The following is a 15,704-nucleotide window of genomic DNA, read 5'->3' on the forward strand; positions in this document are numbered from 1 at the left end:
CTGCGGTGACCCTGAAGCTAGCCCCGGCTCTCGATCGCCCGCAAGTTCTCCCTGACCCATTGGAAACTTTTCGCGAGCGAGCCCGAGGCAGGCCGGGCGGCACCGGGCAGCGGACCGGCGGACGGGCGAGTGACCCAGCGGGCTAGGCGGCCGGTGGCGCGGTGGACCCGCGGACGACGAGGGAGGTCGCGAGGTCGAGGCGGATGTTGTCGACCGTCTCCGACCGGAGCTTCAGCACCAGCCGTGTCGCCTCCTCCGCCATCTCGATGAGCGGCTGTCGGATCGTCGTGAGCGCGGGCCCGACCCACTTCGCCGGCGGGACGTCGTCGTAGCCGACGACCGACAGCTCCTCGGGGATCGAGATGCCGAGGGAGCGCGCCGCCTCGTACACGCCGAAGGCCTGCATGTCGTTGCCGGCGAAGATGGCGGTCGGGCGGTCGTCCAGTTGCAGCAGTTCGAGGGCCAACAGGCGCCCGGCCTCCGGGACGAACTCCCCGCGCCGGAGGATCGACTCGTCGAGGGGGATGCCGGCCTCCTCGAGTGCCGAGCGGTAGCCGGACACCCTGGCCCGCGAGCACATGAGGTCCTGGGGCCCCGAGATCAGGCCGATCCTGCGGTGCCCGAGCTCGATCAGGTGACGGGTGGCCGCCATGCCGCCGGACCAGTTGGTGGAGCCGATCGCCGCGACCTCCGGGCCCGGGTCGCCCGCCGGGTCGACGACGACCACCGGGATGTTCCTCGTGTGCAGCTGGCGGCGGTAGGCGGGCTCGATGTCGGAGAACACGAGGATGACGCCGACGGGCTTCCGCGAGATGATGCTCTCCACCCATCCCTCGCCCGTGGACCGCCTGGCGCCCGTCTCGGTGAGGGTGACGCTCATCCCGTGTTGCCGCGCCACCTTCTCGACGCCGCGGATGATCTCGAGCGACCACGAGCTGTCGATGTACTCGAAGACGAGCTCGATGAGCGAACCCTGGGCGAGTTCGGCGCCGCGCCGGCTGTAGCCGTGGCGGTCGAGGAGGCGCTCCACGATCTCGCGGGTGTCCGGCGACACCCCTGGGCGCCCGTTGAGCACCTTCGAGGCCGTCGACACCGACACGGACGCCTCGCGGGCGATGCGCGACAGGGTGGCGCGGCCGCCGGCTCCTCCGAGCTGCATCGCGATGTCGTCACTCATCCGGATCCTCCGATCCCTCGCCGTCGGGCCGGGCGGCCATCGCGTCGTCGAGAAGTTCACGCCATGCTAACGAAATATTTCTCGACGGACGAGCAGTGACGTCCTGAGTGCGATCTGCTATTCTGGACGATAAGTTGTGGTTAACAACAAATCATCCGCTCGCCAACGACGCTGAAGGATCATCCGCATGCCTCTCACCCCCACCAAAGCCGACCGCTTCTCGTTCGGCCTCTGGACGATCGGCTACAACGGGACCGACCCGTTCGGTGGCCCCACCCGCCCCGACCTCGACGTGGTCGAAGCCGTCACCCGCCTGAACGAACTCGGCGCCTACGGCCTCACCTTCCACGACGACGACCTCTTCGCCTTCGGCTCGACCGACGCGGAGCGGCAGAAGCAGATCGACCGCCTCAAGCAGGCCCTCGCCGACACGGGCGTCATCGTCCCGATGGTCACCACCAACCTCTTCAGCGCACCCGTCTTCAAGGACGGCGGCTTCACCTCGAACGACCGGGCCGTGCGTCGCTTCGCCCTCCGCAAGGTGCTCCGCAACCTCGACCTCGCCGCAGAGCTCGGGGCCAAGACCTTCGTCATGTGGGGTGGCCGCGAGGGCGCCGAGTACGACTCCGCGAAGGACGTGCAGGCGGCGCTCGAGCGCTACCGCGAGGCCGTCAACCTCCTCGGCGACTACGTGACCGACAAGGGCTACGACATCCGCTTCGCGATCGAGCCGAAGCCCAACGAGCCACGCGGCGACATCCTGCTCCCGACCCTCGGCCACGCGATGGCGTTCATCGAGACGCTCGAACGCCCCGAACTCGTCGGCATCAACCCCGAGGTCGGCCACGAGCAGATGGCGGGCCTCAACTTCACGGCCGGCATCGCCCAAGCGCTCTACCAGGGCAAGCTCTTCCACATCGACCTGAACGGCCAGCGCGGCATCAAGTACGACCAGGACCTCGTGTTCGGCCACGGCGACCTCCAGAACGCGTTCTCACTCGTCGACCTCCTCGAGCACGGCGGGGCGGACGGCGGACCGGCCTACGACGGCCCCCGCCACTTCGACTACAAGCCGAGCCGCACCGAGGACATCACGGGCGTCTGGGACTCCGCGGCGGCCAACATGCGCATGTACCTCCTGCTCAAGGAGCGGGCCGAGGCGTTCCGCGCCGACCCCGAGGTCCAGGAGGCACTCGCAGCCTCGCGCGTCCCCGAGCTGCGCGAGCCGACGCTCAACCCGGGCGAGACGGTCGAGCAGCTGCTCGCCGACCGCTCCGCCTCGGAGGACTTCGACGCCGACGCGTACTTCGGCGGCAAGGGCTTCGGGTTCGTCCGCCTGCAGCAGCTCGCGGTCGAGCACCTCATGGGCGCGCGCTAGACGGGAACCCCACCAGGATGGCGTTCCGTCCTCCGGTCCGAGAGGATCAGGGGACGGGACGCCGTCCGCGTCTCCACCGACACCAGCCCAGGCGGTCGCCCGACCGCCCCACCACCGAGAACAGGGAGAGCGATGACGCTCGTCGCCGGCATCGATTCATCCACCCAGAGCTGCAAGATCGTCATCCGTGACGCCGACACCGGAGCGCTCGTCCGCGAAGGACGGGCCTCGCACCCGGCCGGCACCGAGGTCGACCCGGCCGCGTGGTGGGCGGCGTTGCAGGAAGCGTCCGCCGCAGCCGGCGGCTTCGACGACGTCGCCGCCGTGTCCGTCGCCGCCCAGCAGCACGGCATGGTCGCGCTCGACGTCGACGGCCGCGTCATCCGCCCGGCGCTGCTCTGGAACGACACGAGGAGCGCATCGGCCGCCACCGACCTCATCGCCGAGTTCGGCGCGGACGAGCTCGCCCGGCGCACCGGCTGCGTCCCCGTCGCCTCCTTCACGATCACGAAGCTGCGCTGGTTGCGCGACGCCGAGCCGGCCAACGCGACCGAGGTGGCCGCCGTCGCCCTCCCCCACGACTGGCTGAGCTGGCGGCTTCGCGGCTTCGGCCCGGCCGAGGAGAGCCCGCTCGGAGCGGACCTCACCGAGCTGACGACCGACCGCTCCGACGCCTCCGGTACCGGCTACTGGTCCCCCGCCGACGGCGAGTACGACCGCGAGCTGCTCATCGCGGCACTCGGACACGACGCGATCCTCCCGCGCGTGCTCGGGCCGGACGAGTCGGCCGGGACCGGGATCGACGGTGGCCTGGTCGGCGCCGACACGATCATCGGCCCAGGTGCCGGCGACAACGCGGGCGCCGCACTCGGGCTCGGAGCCACGGCCGGCGACGTCGTCGTGTCGATCGGCACGAGCGGGACCGTGTTCGCCGTGACCCCCGCCGTCGTGCGCGACCCCTCCGGGACCGTTGCGGGCTTCGCCTCGGCGGACGGCGCGTTCCTGCCGCTCATCGCGACGCTCAACGCCGCCCGGATCCTCGACGCCGTCGCTGCACTGCTCGGGGTCGACCACGCCGAGCTCGGCCGACTCGCGCTCGACGCCCCCGCCGGCGCCCGGGGACTCGTGCTGCAGCCGTACTTCGAGGGGGAACGGACACCCAACCGTCCCGACGCGACGGCGACGCTCTTCGGCATGACCCTCGAGTCGACGACGCGCGAGGGGCTCGCCCGGGCGGCGATCGAAGGGCTCCTCTGCGGGCTCGCCGACGGCCTCGACGCGGTGCTCTCGCAGGGCGTCACCGCCGAGCGGGTCCTCCTCATCGGCGGCGCCGCGCAGAACCCCGCGGTGCAGGCGATCGCCCGCGAGGTGTTCGACGTGCCGGTCGTGGTGCCCGCCCCCGGCGAGTACGTCGCCGACGGCGCGGCCGTGCAGGCGGCCTGGGCGCTGACGGGCGCCCGCCCGGCGTGGCCGATGGCCGGTACGGATGACGTCGCCGGTGCGCCGGCGGGCGCGGTCGACACCTCGGGGGTCGCGCGCGCGCAGTACGCCGCCCGCGCCTGAGGCGGCCGCCCTTCGACAAGCTCAGGGACCAGGGGGTTCGGTCACTGAGCCTGTCGACGTGCCACACCGCGAGCCGCCCGGACCGCAACGTCACCCGTGTGCCCTTCGACAAGCTCAGGGACCGAAGGGGCTTGGTCACCGAAGCGGCCCGCCCTTCGACAGGCTCAGGGACCAGGGGGTTCGGTCACTGAGCCTGTCGAAGTGCCACACCGCGAGCCGCCCGGACCGCGACGTCACCCGTGTGCCCTTCGACAGGCTCAGGGACCAGGTGGGCTCGGTCACCGAGGCAGGCCGCCCTTCGACAGGCTCAGGGACCGAAGGGGCTTGGTCACTGAGGCGGGTCGCCCTTCGACAAGCTCAGGGACCAGGCGGGGTCGGTTCCTGAGGCAGCGCCGCCCTTCGACAGGCTCAGGGACCGGGGGTCCGTCACTGAGCCTGTCGAAGTGCGTGGAATCTTCCGCTCGGCGGAGGCGTTGGGCCGGGTATGCGATCCATCATCTACTCCACCAACGGTGACCCGTCCGTCCTCCAGCTCGTCGAGCGCGAGATCCCGGAACCCGGCCCAGGCGAGGTGCGTGTCAAGCTCGCGTTCTCCGGCGTCAACCCGACCGACTGGAAGACCCGGCGCGGCGGCGGCCCCTCCGGCGCGATGCCCTTCCCGGAGGTCGTCCCCAACCTCGACGGCGCCGGCGTCATCGACGCTGTCGGCCCCACCGCCGAGGACGCGAGTTCCACGACCTTCGCCGTCGGCGACCGCGTCTGGGTGTTCCTCGCAGCCCACGAGAGCCCCCTCGGCACCGCCCAGGAGTTCACGGTCCAGCCCGTCGCCCGGGTGGTCCCGCTGCCCGACGCCGCCTCCTTCGAACTCGGCGCGAGCCTCGGTGTCCCGGCGATGACCGCGCACCGCGCGCTCACGGTGGCGCAGGACGGCCCGACCCGGCTCTCCCCCGGCGCCCTCGACGGCCGGACGGTCCTCGTCCAGGGCGGCGCGGGTGCCGTCGGCAACGCGGCGATCCAGCTCGCGCGCTGGGCGGGTGCGACGGTCGTCACCACCATCAGCAGTGACGAGAAGGCACAACTCGCGACCGCCGCCGGAGCCCACCACGTCGTCAACTACCGCGAGGGCGACACCGCCGCGGCCATCCGTGAGGTCGCACCGCAGGGCGTCGACCTCGTCGTGGAGGTCGCCATCGCGCAGAACCTCGAACTCGACCAGGCCGTCCTCGCCCCGCGCGGCACGGTGGTCAGCTACGCCAACAACGGCGGCGACCAGGTCACGCTCGACATCCGGCCGCACATGGGGCTCAACACCCGGCTCCAGTTCATGCTGCTCTACACCGTCGGCGACGCGGCGCTCCAGGCCGCTGCCGAGGACGTCACGGCGGCGATCGAGGCCGGTGCGCTCGACGTGGGCCGCGACCACGGCCTGCCGCTGACGGTGTTCCCGCTCGCCGACACGGCCGGTGCCCACGCCGCCGTCGAGGACGACACGGTCGGGAAGGTCCTCATCGACGTCAGCGCGTGACGCCGCTCGCGAACGAGGTGATCAGGGGCGGACCTGCGCGGCCAGTGCCGCCCCTGCCGCACGCAGGTGCACGAGCGGCTCGGCCATCGCGGCCTCGACCCCGCCGGCGAGCTCGGTGAGCGAGACGGCGTCGACGAAGAGCCCCTCCGTCGGTGCCTGCACCGCGCCGGCGACGAGCATGGTCCGGCCGCGAGCGAGGCCGGCGACATGGGAGGCGACCTTGCCGTCGGCCGTCTGGTCGTCGAAGCGCCCCTCGCCGGTGATGACGACCGAGGCCGTCGCCGCTGCGGCGGGGAGGCCGATCGCGTCACCGACGCCGGTCGCACCCGAGGTGGCCGTCGCGCCCCAGAGCAACAGGCCGTAGCCCGCTCCGCCGGCCGCGCCCGCGCCGGGTTCGACCGCGGCACGTTCCGCCCGCTCCGGCCCGAACGCCGTGGCGGCTCGGTTCGCGAACCGTGCGAGGTTCGCGTCGAGCATCGCGACGTCCTCGGCGGTGGCGCCCTTCTGCGGTCCGAAGACGGCGGCGGCCCCGCGGTCGCCGAGCAGCGGGTTGGTGACGTCGCTGAGGATGACCGCCCCGCCCTCCGGCAGTGGCCGCAGGCCGCCGATGTCGAGGTGGTCCAGCGTCGCGAGTCCGGCGTTGCCCGGCACCGCCTCGCTGCCGTCCGCATCCTGGAGCCGCACCCCGAGCGCGGTGAGGAGTCCGGCGCCGCCGTCCGTGCTGGAGCTGCCGCCGATCGCGAGGAGCAGGCGACGGGCACCGTGATCGAGCGCCGCCGCGATGGCCTCCCCGAAGCCGGTGGTGTGGGCCGCGAACGGCTGCAGCGGGTCGAGCAGGGTCAGCCCGCTCGTCTGGGCGAGCTCCACGACCGCGGAGCCGTCCGGTAGTTCGAGCCACTCGGCCTGCACGTCCTCGCCGACCGGACCGGTGACCGTGATCGGGTGTCGGCGCGCTCCGGGCACGGCGGCCGCGAAGGCGTCGAGCGTGCCCTCGCCGCCGTCGGCCATCGGCAGGAGCTGCACGGTGTCGTCGGGCCGGACCGTGCGCCAGCCGTCGGCGATCGACGCAGCGACCTCGGCGGCGGTCGCAGTGCCTTTGAACGAGTCCGGGGCGATGACGATGTGCGGTGCCATGCCCTCAGCCTCCCATGAGGGAGCTGCCGGCAGCGGCGGAGCCGGCCCCGGCGTCCGTCAGCACCTCGATACCGTCCGGCGTGACCACCACGGTGTCCTCCACCTTGACGCCGGGAGCGGTCGGGTTCCAGGCGAACGCCTGCCACGGCTGCACGACGTCGGTCGTGTCGGGGGTGGCGCGCGGGTCGCGTCCCGCGTAACCCGCGGCGCCGCCCTGGTGGTGCCGGGTCCACTCCTCGGGGTCGAACCCCTGCGCCGCGTAGGCCGCGGTGCCCGCCCGGAAGACGTCGGCGAGGGTCGCGCCAGGCACCGTCGCGTCGAGGTAGGCGCGCTCGACCGCCCGGATCCGCAGCATGTCGGTGGCGAAGGGTTCCGGTGCGGTGCCGCCCTCGTCGAACCACCGCGTGAGGTTGACGATGAGCCCGTCCCGGCGCCCGCAGGCGACGACCATCGCGCGGGAGCCCAGCTGCCCGTCGGTCGGGAGCGGGTGCCGGTGCGCGAGTCGGTCCGTCCCGGCGACGAGGAGCACGAGCGGATCGATCCCGGCGGCGACCAGGCTGGCGGCGAGGTCAGCCGCCACTGCGCGTTCCGTCCAGCTCGGATCGAGCCGTCCGATGAGCGCCTCGAGCGCGGCGGTCGTCTCCCGGCCGAGCGAGCGGAACCGCTCGAGTTCGGCGGGCAGGAGCGATGCCCGCGCCGCCCGCAGTTCGGCCAGGACGTCCGACTCCTGGAGCACCCCGGCGCCGCTCGGCAGCACCGTGTCGATCGGGGTGGGCCAGGGCACGGTCGTGACCCGGATGTCGGGCAGTTCCTCGGCCTGCAGGCGGTCGGCCTCGTTCGAGGTCGCCACCAGCCACGCGTCGTCATGCGAGACGACGACCGCGACGATCGGATCGGCCGCGAGGCTCACATGGACGCGGGCGCCGTCGAGGTACCAGCCGATCGCCGCTGCCGATCGCAGCACGATCGTCCGGGCGCCCTGCGACTCGAGTAGCGCCGCCAGGCGGACGTGCTTGCGTCGGCGGTCGTCCTCGTCGGGGCCGCGCCGCGCGACGCTCATCGCCGCGCCCAGGCCGTGCCGAGCTCCGCGAAGGTCCTCCCGGTGGTGGCCGCCTCGGCGACGAAGCGCTCGATCCCGGGGATGACGGGCCGACGGTCCTCACCCGTCCCGCGCCAGTCGACGAGTTGCTCGGGGATGGGGCGCGGGGCGGGTGCCGAGCGCACGGCGTCGAGGACCGCGGTGAACGCGGAGGCGTCGGCGAGCGAGCTGACGAGCGCCGCCACACCACCTGCGCGCACATCGGCCCTGGCTCGGAGGAGGTCGGGCAGCAGCGCGGTGCGGTCGGTCGTCCACTGGCGGACGGGTCGGCCCTCGAGGACCACCTCGACGACGTCCTTCGTGTAGAAGAACCGGATCGCCCCGTGCTCGCCACGGACCGTGACGACCGGGTCGGTGGTGTCCTCGGCGCAGAGCGTGAGCGCCGCCGTCATGGTCGGACCGCTGCGCGGCGTGACGCGGACGACGGAGGTGTCGTCGGCCTCGATGTCGTTCGCCCGGTACTGGTCGAGCTCGATGGTCGCGATCGCGGCGCGGTCCGTGACCCCACCGAGTCGGAGCATGGTCTGGACCGCGTGTGCGAGCGGGTTCGTCACGACCCCGTCCACGACGGGCACGTCGTTCAGGGTGCGCCGACCCGACCACGCGGCGCGGGTCCAGTACCCGACCGTGCGGACCCAGGTCCCGGTCGCCTCGAGCCCCGTGACCTCGCCGATCTCCCCGGCCGTGACGAGCTCGGCGATCTGGCCGATGGCGTGCGATCCGAGACTCTGGAACCCGACCTGCACGAGTCCGCCGGTCCGTGCCGCGACGGCCTGCAGGTGGTCGAGTTCGTCGTTCGAGGTCACCGGCGGCTTCTCGAGCAGGACGTCGGCTCCGTGCTCGAGCGCCGCGACGGCGAGGTCGAGGTGGGTGTGGATCGGCGTGGAGAGGATGACGACGTCCACCTGCCCGGCGGCGAAGCAGTCGTCGAGCGACTCGTACAGTGGGGCGTCGCCGGCCGCGTGGTCCTCCGGCGTGAAGGCGCGGTCGACGAGCCCGACCAGGCGGATCGCCCCGGTCTCGGCGAGCGCCCTGGCCGCGTCGACGTGGCTGGCGCCGTGGCCGTGGATGCCGACCACCACGACGGTGGGGACGGACTGCTGGTTCGAGGTCGTCATGTGTCACTCCCGGTGGTGGGTCGCTGGGTGGCGGGCTGGTCCTCGGCGGCGAGGAGCGCCCGGTGGATGGCCGCGGCCTGCCCGGCGTCGAGCGCGGCGTCGACGACGACCGCCTCCAGGCCGGTGGTCAGCGGGGTCTCGGCGGTGATGGTGGTGCGTGTGGCGGCGGCGAGCGAGACGCCGACACCGGGGTACTCGGCAGCGCGGAGGAACCAGGGGAAGGGCTGTTCGCCCGGCTGTCGGAAGAGCACGGTGACCGGTCGCCCGGAGGTGTCCGCGTCATCGGCGGCGGCGTCGAGGACGAACGCGACCCAGGCCGCGCGGGAACCGTGAGCGGTCGCCTCGCCGGGCCCGTCGGCGCTCAGCACCGATCGTCGCGCGCCGGCCGGCAGCCGCCAGAACCAGCCGCCGTAGCCGGCACCCTCGCGTCCGTTCGTGGCCGGTGATCCGATGGTCACGACCCCGTCGGCGCCGCTGAGGGTGCTCGAGACCAGGACGCGCAGGGCGGAGCGGGGTGCGGTGTCGTCCGCGCCGTCGGCGCCGTCGTCGGTGGTCGGGGTCGGGAGTGCGACCTCCTCGACGACCGTGAGGCGGGACTCCCGCAGCTGGGTCGTCCCGTCGCGCCCGATCCAGTCCACGGCCTGCCGCAGGGTGCCCTGGTCCTGCTGCGTGCCGACTTCGACCTCGACCACGCGTTGGACCCCGTGGTTGTCGAGCATCGTCGAGCCCTGCCCGGCGACGTAGGTGCGTCCGCCCCAGTAGGAGACGCCGTCCACGTCGGCGACGGCCATCGAGAGCCCGAAGTGGTGCAGGTGGTCGTCGGGGGCCGACTCCGTGACGACGGTTCCGGCCAGGGAGGTGACGGGGTGCGCGAACGGCCTCGGGGCGTCCTCCCGGGCGAGCCCGCCACCGTCGTGCAGGACGAGGAGTTCGCGAGCGCCGAGCCGGGCGACGAGGCCGTTCGGCTCCTCGGCGGCGACCCAGGCGACCTCGCCGACGCTTCGCGGCACCGCGGTGCTCTCCCGGGCGACGAACCGCGGGCGGAAGACGAGCGGATGACCACCCGCCGCACCCCCGATCGTGTCGCGGAGGCGGGTCCAGGCTTCCGCTCCGAGCTCGCGGCGCGGGACGGACACCGTGCTCAGCGCGGGCACCGCGAAGGCGGCGAAGGGGATGTCGTCGAACCCGACCAGGCTCAGGTCGGCTGGCACGGACACGCCGGCCTGGCGCAGCGCCGACACGAGCCCGAGGGCGACGAGGTCGTTGAAGGCGACCACGGCGGTCGCGTCCAGCGCCAGCACGGCGTCCACGGCAGCGGCGCCGTCGACGAGCGCGGAGCCCGCGGCGACGACGTCGACCGTGAGTTCCCGGTGTGCGGAGATGGCACGCGTGATGCCGACCCGGCGCAGGCGGTCGCCCTGGCTGGCGGCCGGCCCCGCCAGGTACACGACCCGCCGGTGCCCGAGGGCCGACAGTTCGGCGAGCACCTGCTCCATCCCGCTCGCGTAGTCGATCGACACCGACGGCACCGGCGAATCGGCGAGCTCGCGGTTGACGAGGACCACCGGGTGCAGCTCGGCGAGCAGGGCGCGCAGTTCCGGTTCAGCCAGGCGCGGTGAGCACAGGACGATCGCGTCGCACCGTCGGCGGGCCTCCCGGGCGGCGGCCGCCTCATCGCTCGGGTCCTCCTCCGTGTCGGTCACGAGGACGCGGTAGCCGTCGGCAGCTGCCGCCCGGGTCACGCCGCGCAGGATCTCCTGGAACATCGGGTTCTCGAGGTCGGGCACGACGACGCCGACGGTGTTCGTGCGCCCGAGCGACAGATTCCTGGCGAGCATGCTCGGCTGGTATCCGAGGGCGTCCACCGCGGCGACGACCCGTCCGGCGATCTCGGCGTCGACGGTCGCCTTCCCGTTGAGCACCCGCGAGACCGTCGCCTTCGACACCTCGGCCCACCTGGCCACGTCGGAGATGGTCGGCGTGGCCCCAGCTGTGGGTAACCGGTTGCTCATGCGTCCTCGCTCGGATCGTTCCGGGTGGTGCGGGTCGCAATCATCATATAGGGTTCCACTGAGAAACCGGTTTCTCGGTTTCGGCGTCGAACGCCTCGACGCAGGCGTTGTCAGAGAGGACACCGATGCGCATCATCGTCACCGGCGGTGCCGGACGACTCGGGCGGAGTGTCGCCGCCGAACTGGTCACCGCAGGCCACGACGTCGTCTCCGTCGACCGCTCCGACCCAGGACTCCCCGGCGTCGAGGGCGTGGTGGCCGACCTGCTCGACCACGTCGCCACCCACGAGCGCTTCGCCGCCCTGCAGCCGGACGCCGTGGTGCACCTGGCCGCGATCGCCGTGCCGTTCAGCGCTCCCGAGCACGTCATCCTGTCGGTGAACCAGTCCCTGGCCTTCACCGTCCTCACCGCCGGGATCGCCGCCGGAGCCGGGAAGGTCCTGGCCGCGAGCAGCCCGACCGTCATCGGCTACGGGGCCCCGCACGGCTGGGCACCCGAGGCCCTCCCCCTCACCGAGACCCACCCCGTCGCCCCGTGGAACGCCTACGCCCTGTCGAAGGTGGCCATCGAGTCGACGGTCGCGATGCTCGCCCGAGCACACGGCGACGCGGTCGTGACCGGTGCGTTCCGCCCGTGCTTCGTCGTCTCACCCGAGGAATGGGAGGGTGCACCGACGCAACAGGGGCACACGATCGTCGACCGGCTCGCCGATCCCGCGCTCGCAGCCGTGTCCCTGTACAACTACGTCGACGCCCGCGACGCCGGTCGCTTCGTCGCCGCCTGGATCGAGCACGCCGCAGCCCCGCACTCCGGCGGCGTGTACTTCGTCGGAGCCGACGACGCCCTCGCCCTCGAACCGCTCTCCAGGCTGCTGCCAGCCATGGTGCCGAGCACCGCCGGCTTCGCCGAGACGCTCGTCGACCGCAGCGCCGCGTTCAGCAGCGCGAAGGCGACCGCCGACCTCGGCTGGCGGCCTCGACACGACTGGCGGTCGGCCCTCAGCCGCGCGGAGTGGGCCCGCCTCGACGGCCTGCTCGCCGCCGACGGTCGCCCACGGCACCACGCTCCGACCGACGCCCAGACCCCGAGCCCGACGCACACGCCGACGACGACCCCCACATGACGAGGACCACCACCATGCCAGCACCGCTCGCCTTCGACGGCGTCCTGTACTTCCCGATCACCCCCTTCGACGCGGCGGGCGAGGTCGACCTCGGCCTCCTCGGCACCCACCTGGAGTCGCGACTCGAACACCGGCCCGGCGGCGTGTTCCCCGCCTGCGGGACGGGCGAACTGCACGCGATGTCGCCCTCGGAGGCCGCACGCGTGGTCCGTCGGACGGTCGAGGTCGTCGACGGGTCCGTGCCGGTCATCGCGGGGGCCGGCGGTGGTGTGGCGATCGCGAAGGACCTCGCCGTCGCGGCCGAGGATGCGGGAGCCGACGCGATCCTCCTCATGCCGCCGTACCTCGTGACGGGCCCGGCGCGCGGGCTGCAGGGGTACGTCGAGGACGTCCTCTCGGCGACGAGCCTCCCGGCGATCGTGTACCACCGCAACAACGCCCGGTACACCACCGAGACGATGCGTCACCTGGCGCGCAACCCGCAGGTCGTGGGTTTCAAGGACGGCGTCGGCGACGTCGCCGCCGCGCAGGACATCGTGCTCGCCGTGCACGAGGAGGGGCGCGAGGACTTCGCCTTCTTCAACGGCCTGCTCACCGCGGAGCTCACCCAGGCGGCCTACCGGGGCATCGGCATCCCGCTGTACTCCTCCGCCGTGTTCGCGATGCTGCCCGAGCTCGCGACCCTGTTCTACCGGGCCTACACGGAGCACGACGAACCCCTGCGCGAACGGCTGCTGCGCGAGTTCTACCGTCCGCTCGTCGCCCTCCGCGACGAGACGCCCGGGTTCGCGGTGTCACTCATCAAGGCCGGTGTCCGACTGGGCGGCCTGCCCGTCGGCTCGGTGCGGTCGCCGTTCGTCGACCCGACCACGGCACAGACCGACCGGCTGGCGGCACTCCTCGCGACCGGCGCCGACCTCGTCGCCGAACACGCGACCCTCGCAACAGGGCGCTGACGATGCCGGCGATCGCCTCGATCACCACCACCCTGCAGCGGTTCACGATGCCGCGGCCCTGGGTGCCGGAAGCGCCGTGGCTGCACCTCATCCGGGTGGACGTCGTCGACGACGAGGGCGCGACCGGTTCCGGCTTCACGTGGACGCCGACCATCGGCGCGACCGCGGTCCGAGCCCTGCTCGACGACGACCTCACGTCCGCCGCCATCGGCTCCTCCACCGAACCCGAGGTGCTCTGGCCGCAGCTCTGGGCACACCTGCACGAGGCCGGCGGCGGCGGGATCACGACCATCGCCCTCGCCGGGCTCGACACGGCGCTCTGGGACCTCCGCGGGCGGCGGGCGGGCCTCGGGCTGGCCGAGCTGCTCGGTCGTCGCCGTGAGACCGTCCGCGCCTACGGGAGCGGCGTCAATCTGCACCTCGACGCCGACGCCCTCGCGGCGCAGGTCGGTCGATGGATCGCGGCGGGCCACGACGCGGTGAAGGTGAAGGTCGGCAAGCCCGACGTCGCCGAGGACCTCGACCGCCTCGCCATGGTGCGCGAGCTGCTCGGCCCCGACCGACGGCTCATGATCGACGCCAACCAGCGCTGGGACCTCGAGCGGGCGACCTCGGCACTCGAACGGCTGAGCGTCGTCGACCCCGCCTGGATCGAGGAACCGCTGCGCTCCGACGACACCGCCGGCTACGAACGGTTGCGCCAGGCGACGGACATCCCGATCGCGCTCGGCGAGAACGTGCACACGATCCATCGGTTCCGCGACCTCGTGGACCGCGGCGTGGCCGACGTCCTGCAACCGAACGTGGTCCGCGTCGGCGGCATCACCCCGTTCCTGCAGATCGCCGAGCTCGTCGAGGACGCCGGGCTGACCCTCGCGCCACACCTCCTCCCCGACCTCTCGGGGCAACTCGCGCTCGCCCTGCCCCAGACGGTCGAGATCGAGGACGTGGAGGACGCGGACTTCGTCGCGATCAGTGCCATCGACGCGCCAGGACCGGTCGCCATCACCGGCGGCCTCGTGCAGGTCGAGCAGCGGCCCGGCCTCGGCTTCACCATCCGCCAGCAGCCCACCGAGGCCGACACCGCCCGCTGAACCGCTCCGTCCGGTCGCCGGTCCGTTCCGCCGACACCACACCACTCCCGAGGAGTCATCATGACCACCAGCACCACCAACGCCACCATGACCGTCGACGAGGCCGCGTCACTCGCCGCCGCGGCAGCGCCCCACCTTGCCGCCTCCTCACCGTCGACGCGCGCCGCTTGGCTCGAGGCCGTCGCCGATGCCCTCGACCGCCGCGTCACCGAGCTCGTGGCGCTCGCCGACGAGGAGTCCCACCTCGGGACGACGCGGCTCACGGGCGAGGTCGCGCGCACGACCGGGCAGCTGCGACTGTTCGCCGCTGTCCTCGGCGACGGAGCATTCCTCGAGGTCGTCATCGACCACGCGGACGCCGCCGCCACCCCGCCCAAGCCGGAGCTGCGGCGGATGCTGCGCCCGACGGGTCCGGTCGCCGTGTTCAGCGCCTCGAACTTCCCGTTCGCGTTCTCCGTCGCGGGTGGTGACACCGCGTCGGCGCTGGCGGCCGGCTGCCCGGTGATCGTGAAGGCCCATTCGGCGCACCCACGACTCTCCCGGCTGACCGCGGAGATCGTCATCGAGGCGTTGCACGACGCCGGCGCCCCTGAGGGCTCGTTCGCGCTCGTCGAGGGCCGCGATCAGGGCACGGCGCTCGTCCAGCACCCGGCGATCACCGCGGTCGGGTTCACCGGCTCGCTCGCCGGCGGCCGCGCGCTGTTCGACCTCGCCTCTCGGCGGCCCGCGCCGATCCCGTTCTACGGGGAGCTCGGGAGCACGAACCCGGTCGTGATCACGGCGGCGGCGCTCCAGGGTGACCGTGCGGCGGTGCTCGCCCGCGGGCTGGCCGGATCGTTCACGCTCGGGGTCGGTCAGTTCTGCACGAACCCCGGCCTCGTCCTCGTGCCTGCGGGGAGCGGGTTCGCCGAACTCGTCGCGGAGGCAGCGAACGGCACAGCAGCGGGGCGCATGCTGACGCCGGGTATCGCCGACGCCTATCAGAGCGGTGCTGCCCGTGCCGCCGCGCACCCGGGTGTGCGCACGCTCCTCGGTGGTGACGCGGAAGCACCGCAGTCAGGCGTCGCGACCGTCCTCGCGACGACCGCCGCGACGGTGCTGGAGGACCCGGAGGTCCTGCTCGAGGAGATCTTCGGGCCGGCGACGCTCATCATCGAGTACGCCGACGAGTCGGAGCTGCATGCGGTCCTCGCCGCGGTGGGCGGCGCCCTGACCGCCACCGTGCACGCGGCTCCCGACGAGGATGTCACCGAGCTGGTGTCGCGGCTCGAACCGCTCGCCGGCCGGGTGCTCTTCGGCGGTTGGCCGACGGGCGTCGCGGTGGGCTGGGCGCAGCACCACGGTGGTCCGTGGCCGGCCACGACCTCGCTCCACACCTCCGTCGGGGCGACCGCCGTCCGTCGGTTCCAGCGTCCGATCGTCTACCAGGACACCCCCGAGCGCGTCCTCCCCGAGGCGCTCCACGAGTCGAACCCGCTCCGCCTCCCGCGCCGCATCGACGGCGTCCTGGAGCTCCCCGCCTGA

Annotated in this window: 12 protein-coding genes; 7 read left to right on the forward strand and 5 right to left on the reverse strand. The window is 72.9% G+C overall.

From position 1 onward, the window contains the following. Positions 1–142: 142 nt before the first annotated feature. Positions 143–1,177 (reverse strand): LacI family DNA-binding transcriptional regulator, encoded by a 1,035-nt coding sequence (locus ITJ57_RS15845; RefSeq protein WP_228507291.1) that lies wholly within the window; start codon positions 1,175–1,177, stop codon positions 143–145. Positions 1,178–1,364: 187 nt separating this feature from the next. Between ITJ57_RS15845 and xylA the strand changes: the two genes are divergently transcribed. From xylA to ITJ57_RS15860, 3 genes are all read left to right on the forward strand, one after another. Further along, positions 1,365–2,555, forward strand: a complete 1,191-nt coding sequence (gene xylA, locus ITJ57_RS15850) for a xylose isomerase (protein ID WP_056776530.1) — start codon at positions 1,365–1,367, stop codon at positions 2,553–2,555. Positions 2,556–2,687: 132 nt separating this feature from the next. Beyond that, entirely contained in the window at positions 2,688–4,118 is a 1,431-nt protein-coding gene (locus ITJ57_RS15855) for a xylulokinase (protein ID WP_194671004.1), read from the forward strand. A 484-nt stretch (positions 4,119–4,602) separates the two neighbouring features. Further along, positions 4,603–5,643: an NADPH:quinone reductase gene (locus tag ITJ57_RS15860; RefSeq protein ID WP_194671005.1), complete on the forward strand. Its 1,041-nt coding sequence runs from the start codon at positions 4,603–4,605 to the stop codon at positions 5,641–5,643. 21 nt (positions 5,644–5,664) lie between these two features. Here the strand turns inward: ITJ57_RS15860 and ITJ57_RS15865 are convergent, their stop codons facing one another. From ITJ57_RS15865 to ITJ57_RS15880, 4 genes are read right to left on the reverse strand one after another with little or no spacing between them, the layout of a single operon-like run. Continuing rightward, positions 5,665–6,777 (reverse strand): glycerate kinase, encoded by a 1,113-nt coding sequence (locus ITJ57_RS15865; RefSeq protein WP_194671006.1) that lies wholly within the window; start codon positions 6,775–6,777, stop codon positions 5,665–5,667. A gap of 4 nt (positions 6,778–6,781) precedes the next feature. Continuing rightward, positions 6,782–7,837, reverse strand: coding sequence for a Xaa-Pro peptidase family protein (locus ITJ57_RS15870; RefSeq protein WP_228507293.1), 1,056 nt, complete (start codon positions 7,835–7,837; stop codon positions 6,782–6,784). Beyond that, on the reverse strand, positions 7,834–8,994 hold the full coding sequence (locus tag ITJ57_RS15875; protein WP_194671007.1) for a Gfo/Idh/MocA family protein: 1,161 nt from the start codon (positions 8,992–8,994) through the stop codon (positions 7,834–7,836). Before ITJ57_RS15875 ends, ITJ57_RS15870 begins: the two co-directional genes overlap by 4 nt. Then, on the reverse strand, positions 8,991–11,006 hold the full coding sequence (locus tag ITJ57_RS15880) for a DUF6807 family protein (protein ID WP_194671008.1): 2,016 nt from the start codon (positions 11,004–11,006) through the stop codon (positions 8,991–8,993). The genes ITJ57_RS15875 and ITJ57_RS15880 overlap by 4 nt, the downstream gene beginning before the upstream one ends. A 125-nt stretch (positions 11,007–11,131) precedes the next feature. On the opposite strand from ITJ57_RS15880, the gene ITJ57_RS15885 reads away from it, so the two are divergent. Genes ITJ57_RS15885 through ITJ57_RS15900 form a run of 4 tightly spaced genes read left to right on the forward strand, consistent with a single transcriptional unit; the run spans position 11,132 to position 15,704 of the window. Next, a complete protein-coding gene (locus ITJ57_RS15885; protein WP_194671009.1) occupies positions 11,132–12,130 on the forward strand; it encodes an NAD(P)-dependent oxidoreductase in 999 nt (332 codons plus the stop codon). Continuing rightward, entirely contained in the window at positions 12,127–13,086 is a 960-nt protein-coding gene (locus ITJ57_RS15890; RefSeq protein ID WP_228507295.1) for a 5-dehydro-4-deoxyglucarate dehydratase, read from the forward strand. Before ITJ57_RS15885 ends, ITJ57_RS15890 begins: the two co-directional genes overlap by 4 nt. 2 nt (positions 13,087–13,088) lie before the next feature. Beyond that, entirely contained in the window at positions 13,089–14,180 is a 1,092-nt protein-coding gene (locus ITJ57_RS15895; protein ID WP_194671010.1) for a mandelate racemase/muconate lactonizing enzyme family protein, read from the forward strand. A 57-nt stretch (positions 14,181–14,237) separates the two neighbouring features. Then, positions 14,238–15,704 (forward strand): aldehyde dehydrogenase (NADP(+)), encoded by a 1,467-nt coding sequence (locus tag ITJ57_RS15900; RefSeq protein WP_370582505.1) that lies wholly within the window; start codon positions 14,238–14,240, stop codon positions 15,702–15,704.

This window comes from Plantibacter sp. VKM Ac-2880 (assembly GCF_015351235.1).
Taxonomy (GTDB): domain Bacteria; phylum Actinomycetota; class Actinomycetes; order Actinomycetales; family Microbacteriaceae; genus Plantibacter.

Bases quoted from the DNA above. Each gene is read 5' to 3' on its own strand.
- ITJ57_RS15845 (WP_228507291.1), bottom strand. From the start codon at position 1,177: ATGAGTGACGACATCGCGATGCAGCTCGGAGGAGCCGGCGGCCGCGCC.
- xylA (WP_056776530.1), top strand. From the start codon at position 1,365: ATGCCTCTCACCCCCACCAAAGCCGACCGCTTCTCGTTCGGCCTCTGG.
- ITJ57_RS15855 (WP_194671004.1), top strand. From the start codon at position 2,688: ATGACGCTCGTCGCCGGCATCGATTCATCCACCCAGAGCTGCAAGATC.
- ITJ57_RS15860 (WP_194671005.1), top strand. From the start codon at position 4,603: ATGCGATCCATCATCTACTCCACCAACGGTGACCCGTCCGTCCTCCAG.
- ITJ57_RS15865 (WP_194671006.1), bottom strand. From the start codon at position 6,777: ATGGCACCGCACATCGTCATCGCCCCGGACTCGTTCAAAGGCACTGCG.
- ITJ57_RS15870 (WP_228507293.1), bottom strand. From the start codon at position 7,837: ATGAGCGTCGCGCGGCGCGGCCCCGACGAGGACGACCGCCGACGCAAG.
- ITJ57_RS15875 (WP_194671007.1), bottom strand. From the start codon at position 8,994: ATGACGACCTCGAACCAGCAGTCCGTCCCCACCGTCGTGGTGGTCGGC.
- ITJ57_RS15880 (WP_194671008.1), bottom strand. From the start codon at position 11,006: ATGAGCAACCGGTTACCCACAGCTGGGGCCACGCCGACCATCTCCGAC.
- ITJ57_RS15885 (WP_194671009.1), top strand. From the start codon at position 11,132: ATGCGCATCATCGTCACCGGCGGTGCCGGACGACTCGGGCGGAGTGTC.
- ITJ57_RS15890 (WP_228507295.1), top strand. From the start codon at position 12,127: ATGACGAGGACCACCACCATGCCAGCACCGCTCGCCTTCGACGGCGTC.
- ITJ57_RS15895 (WP_194671010.1), top strand. From the start codon at position 13,089: ATGCCGGCGATCGCCTCGATCACCACCACCCTGCAGCGGTTCACGATG.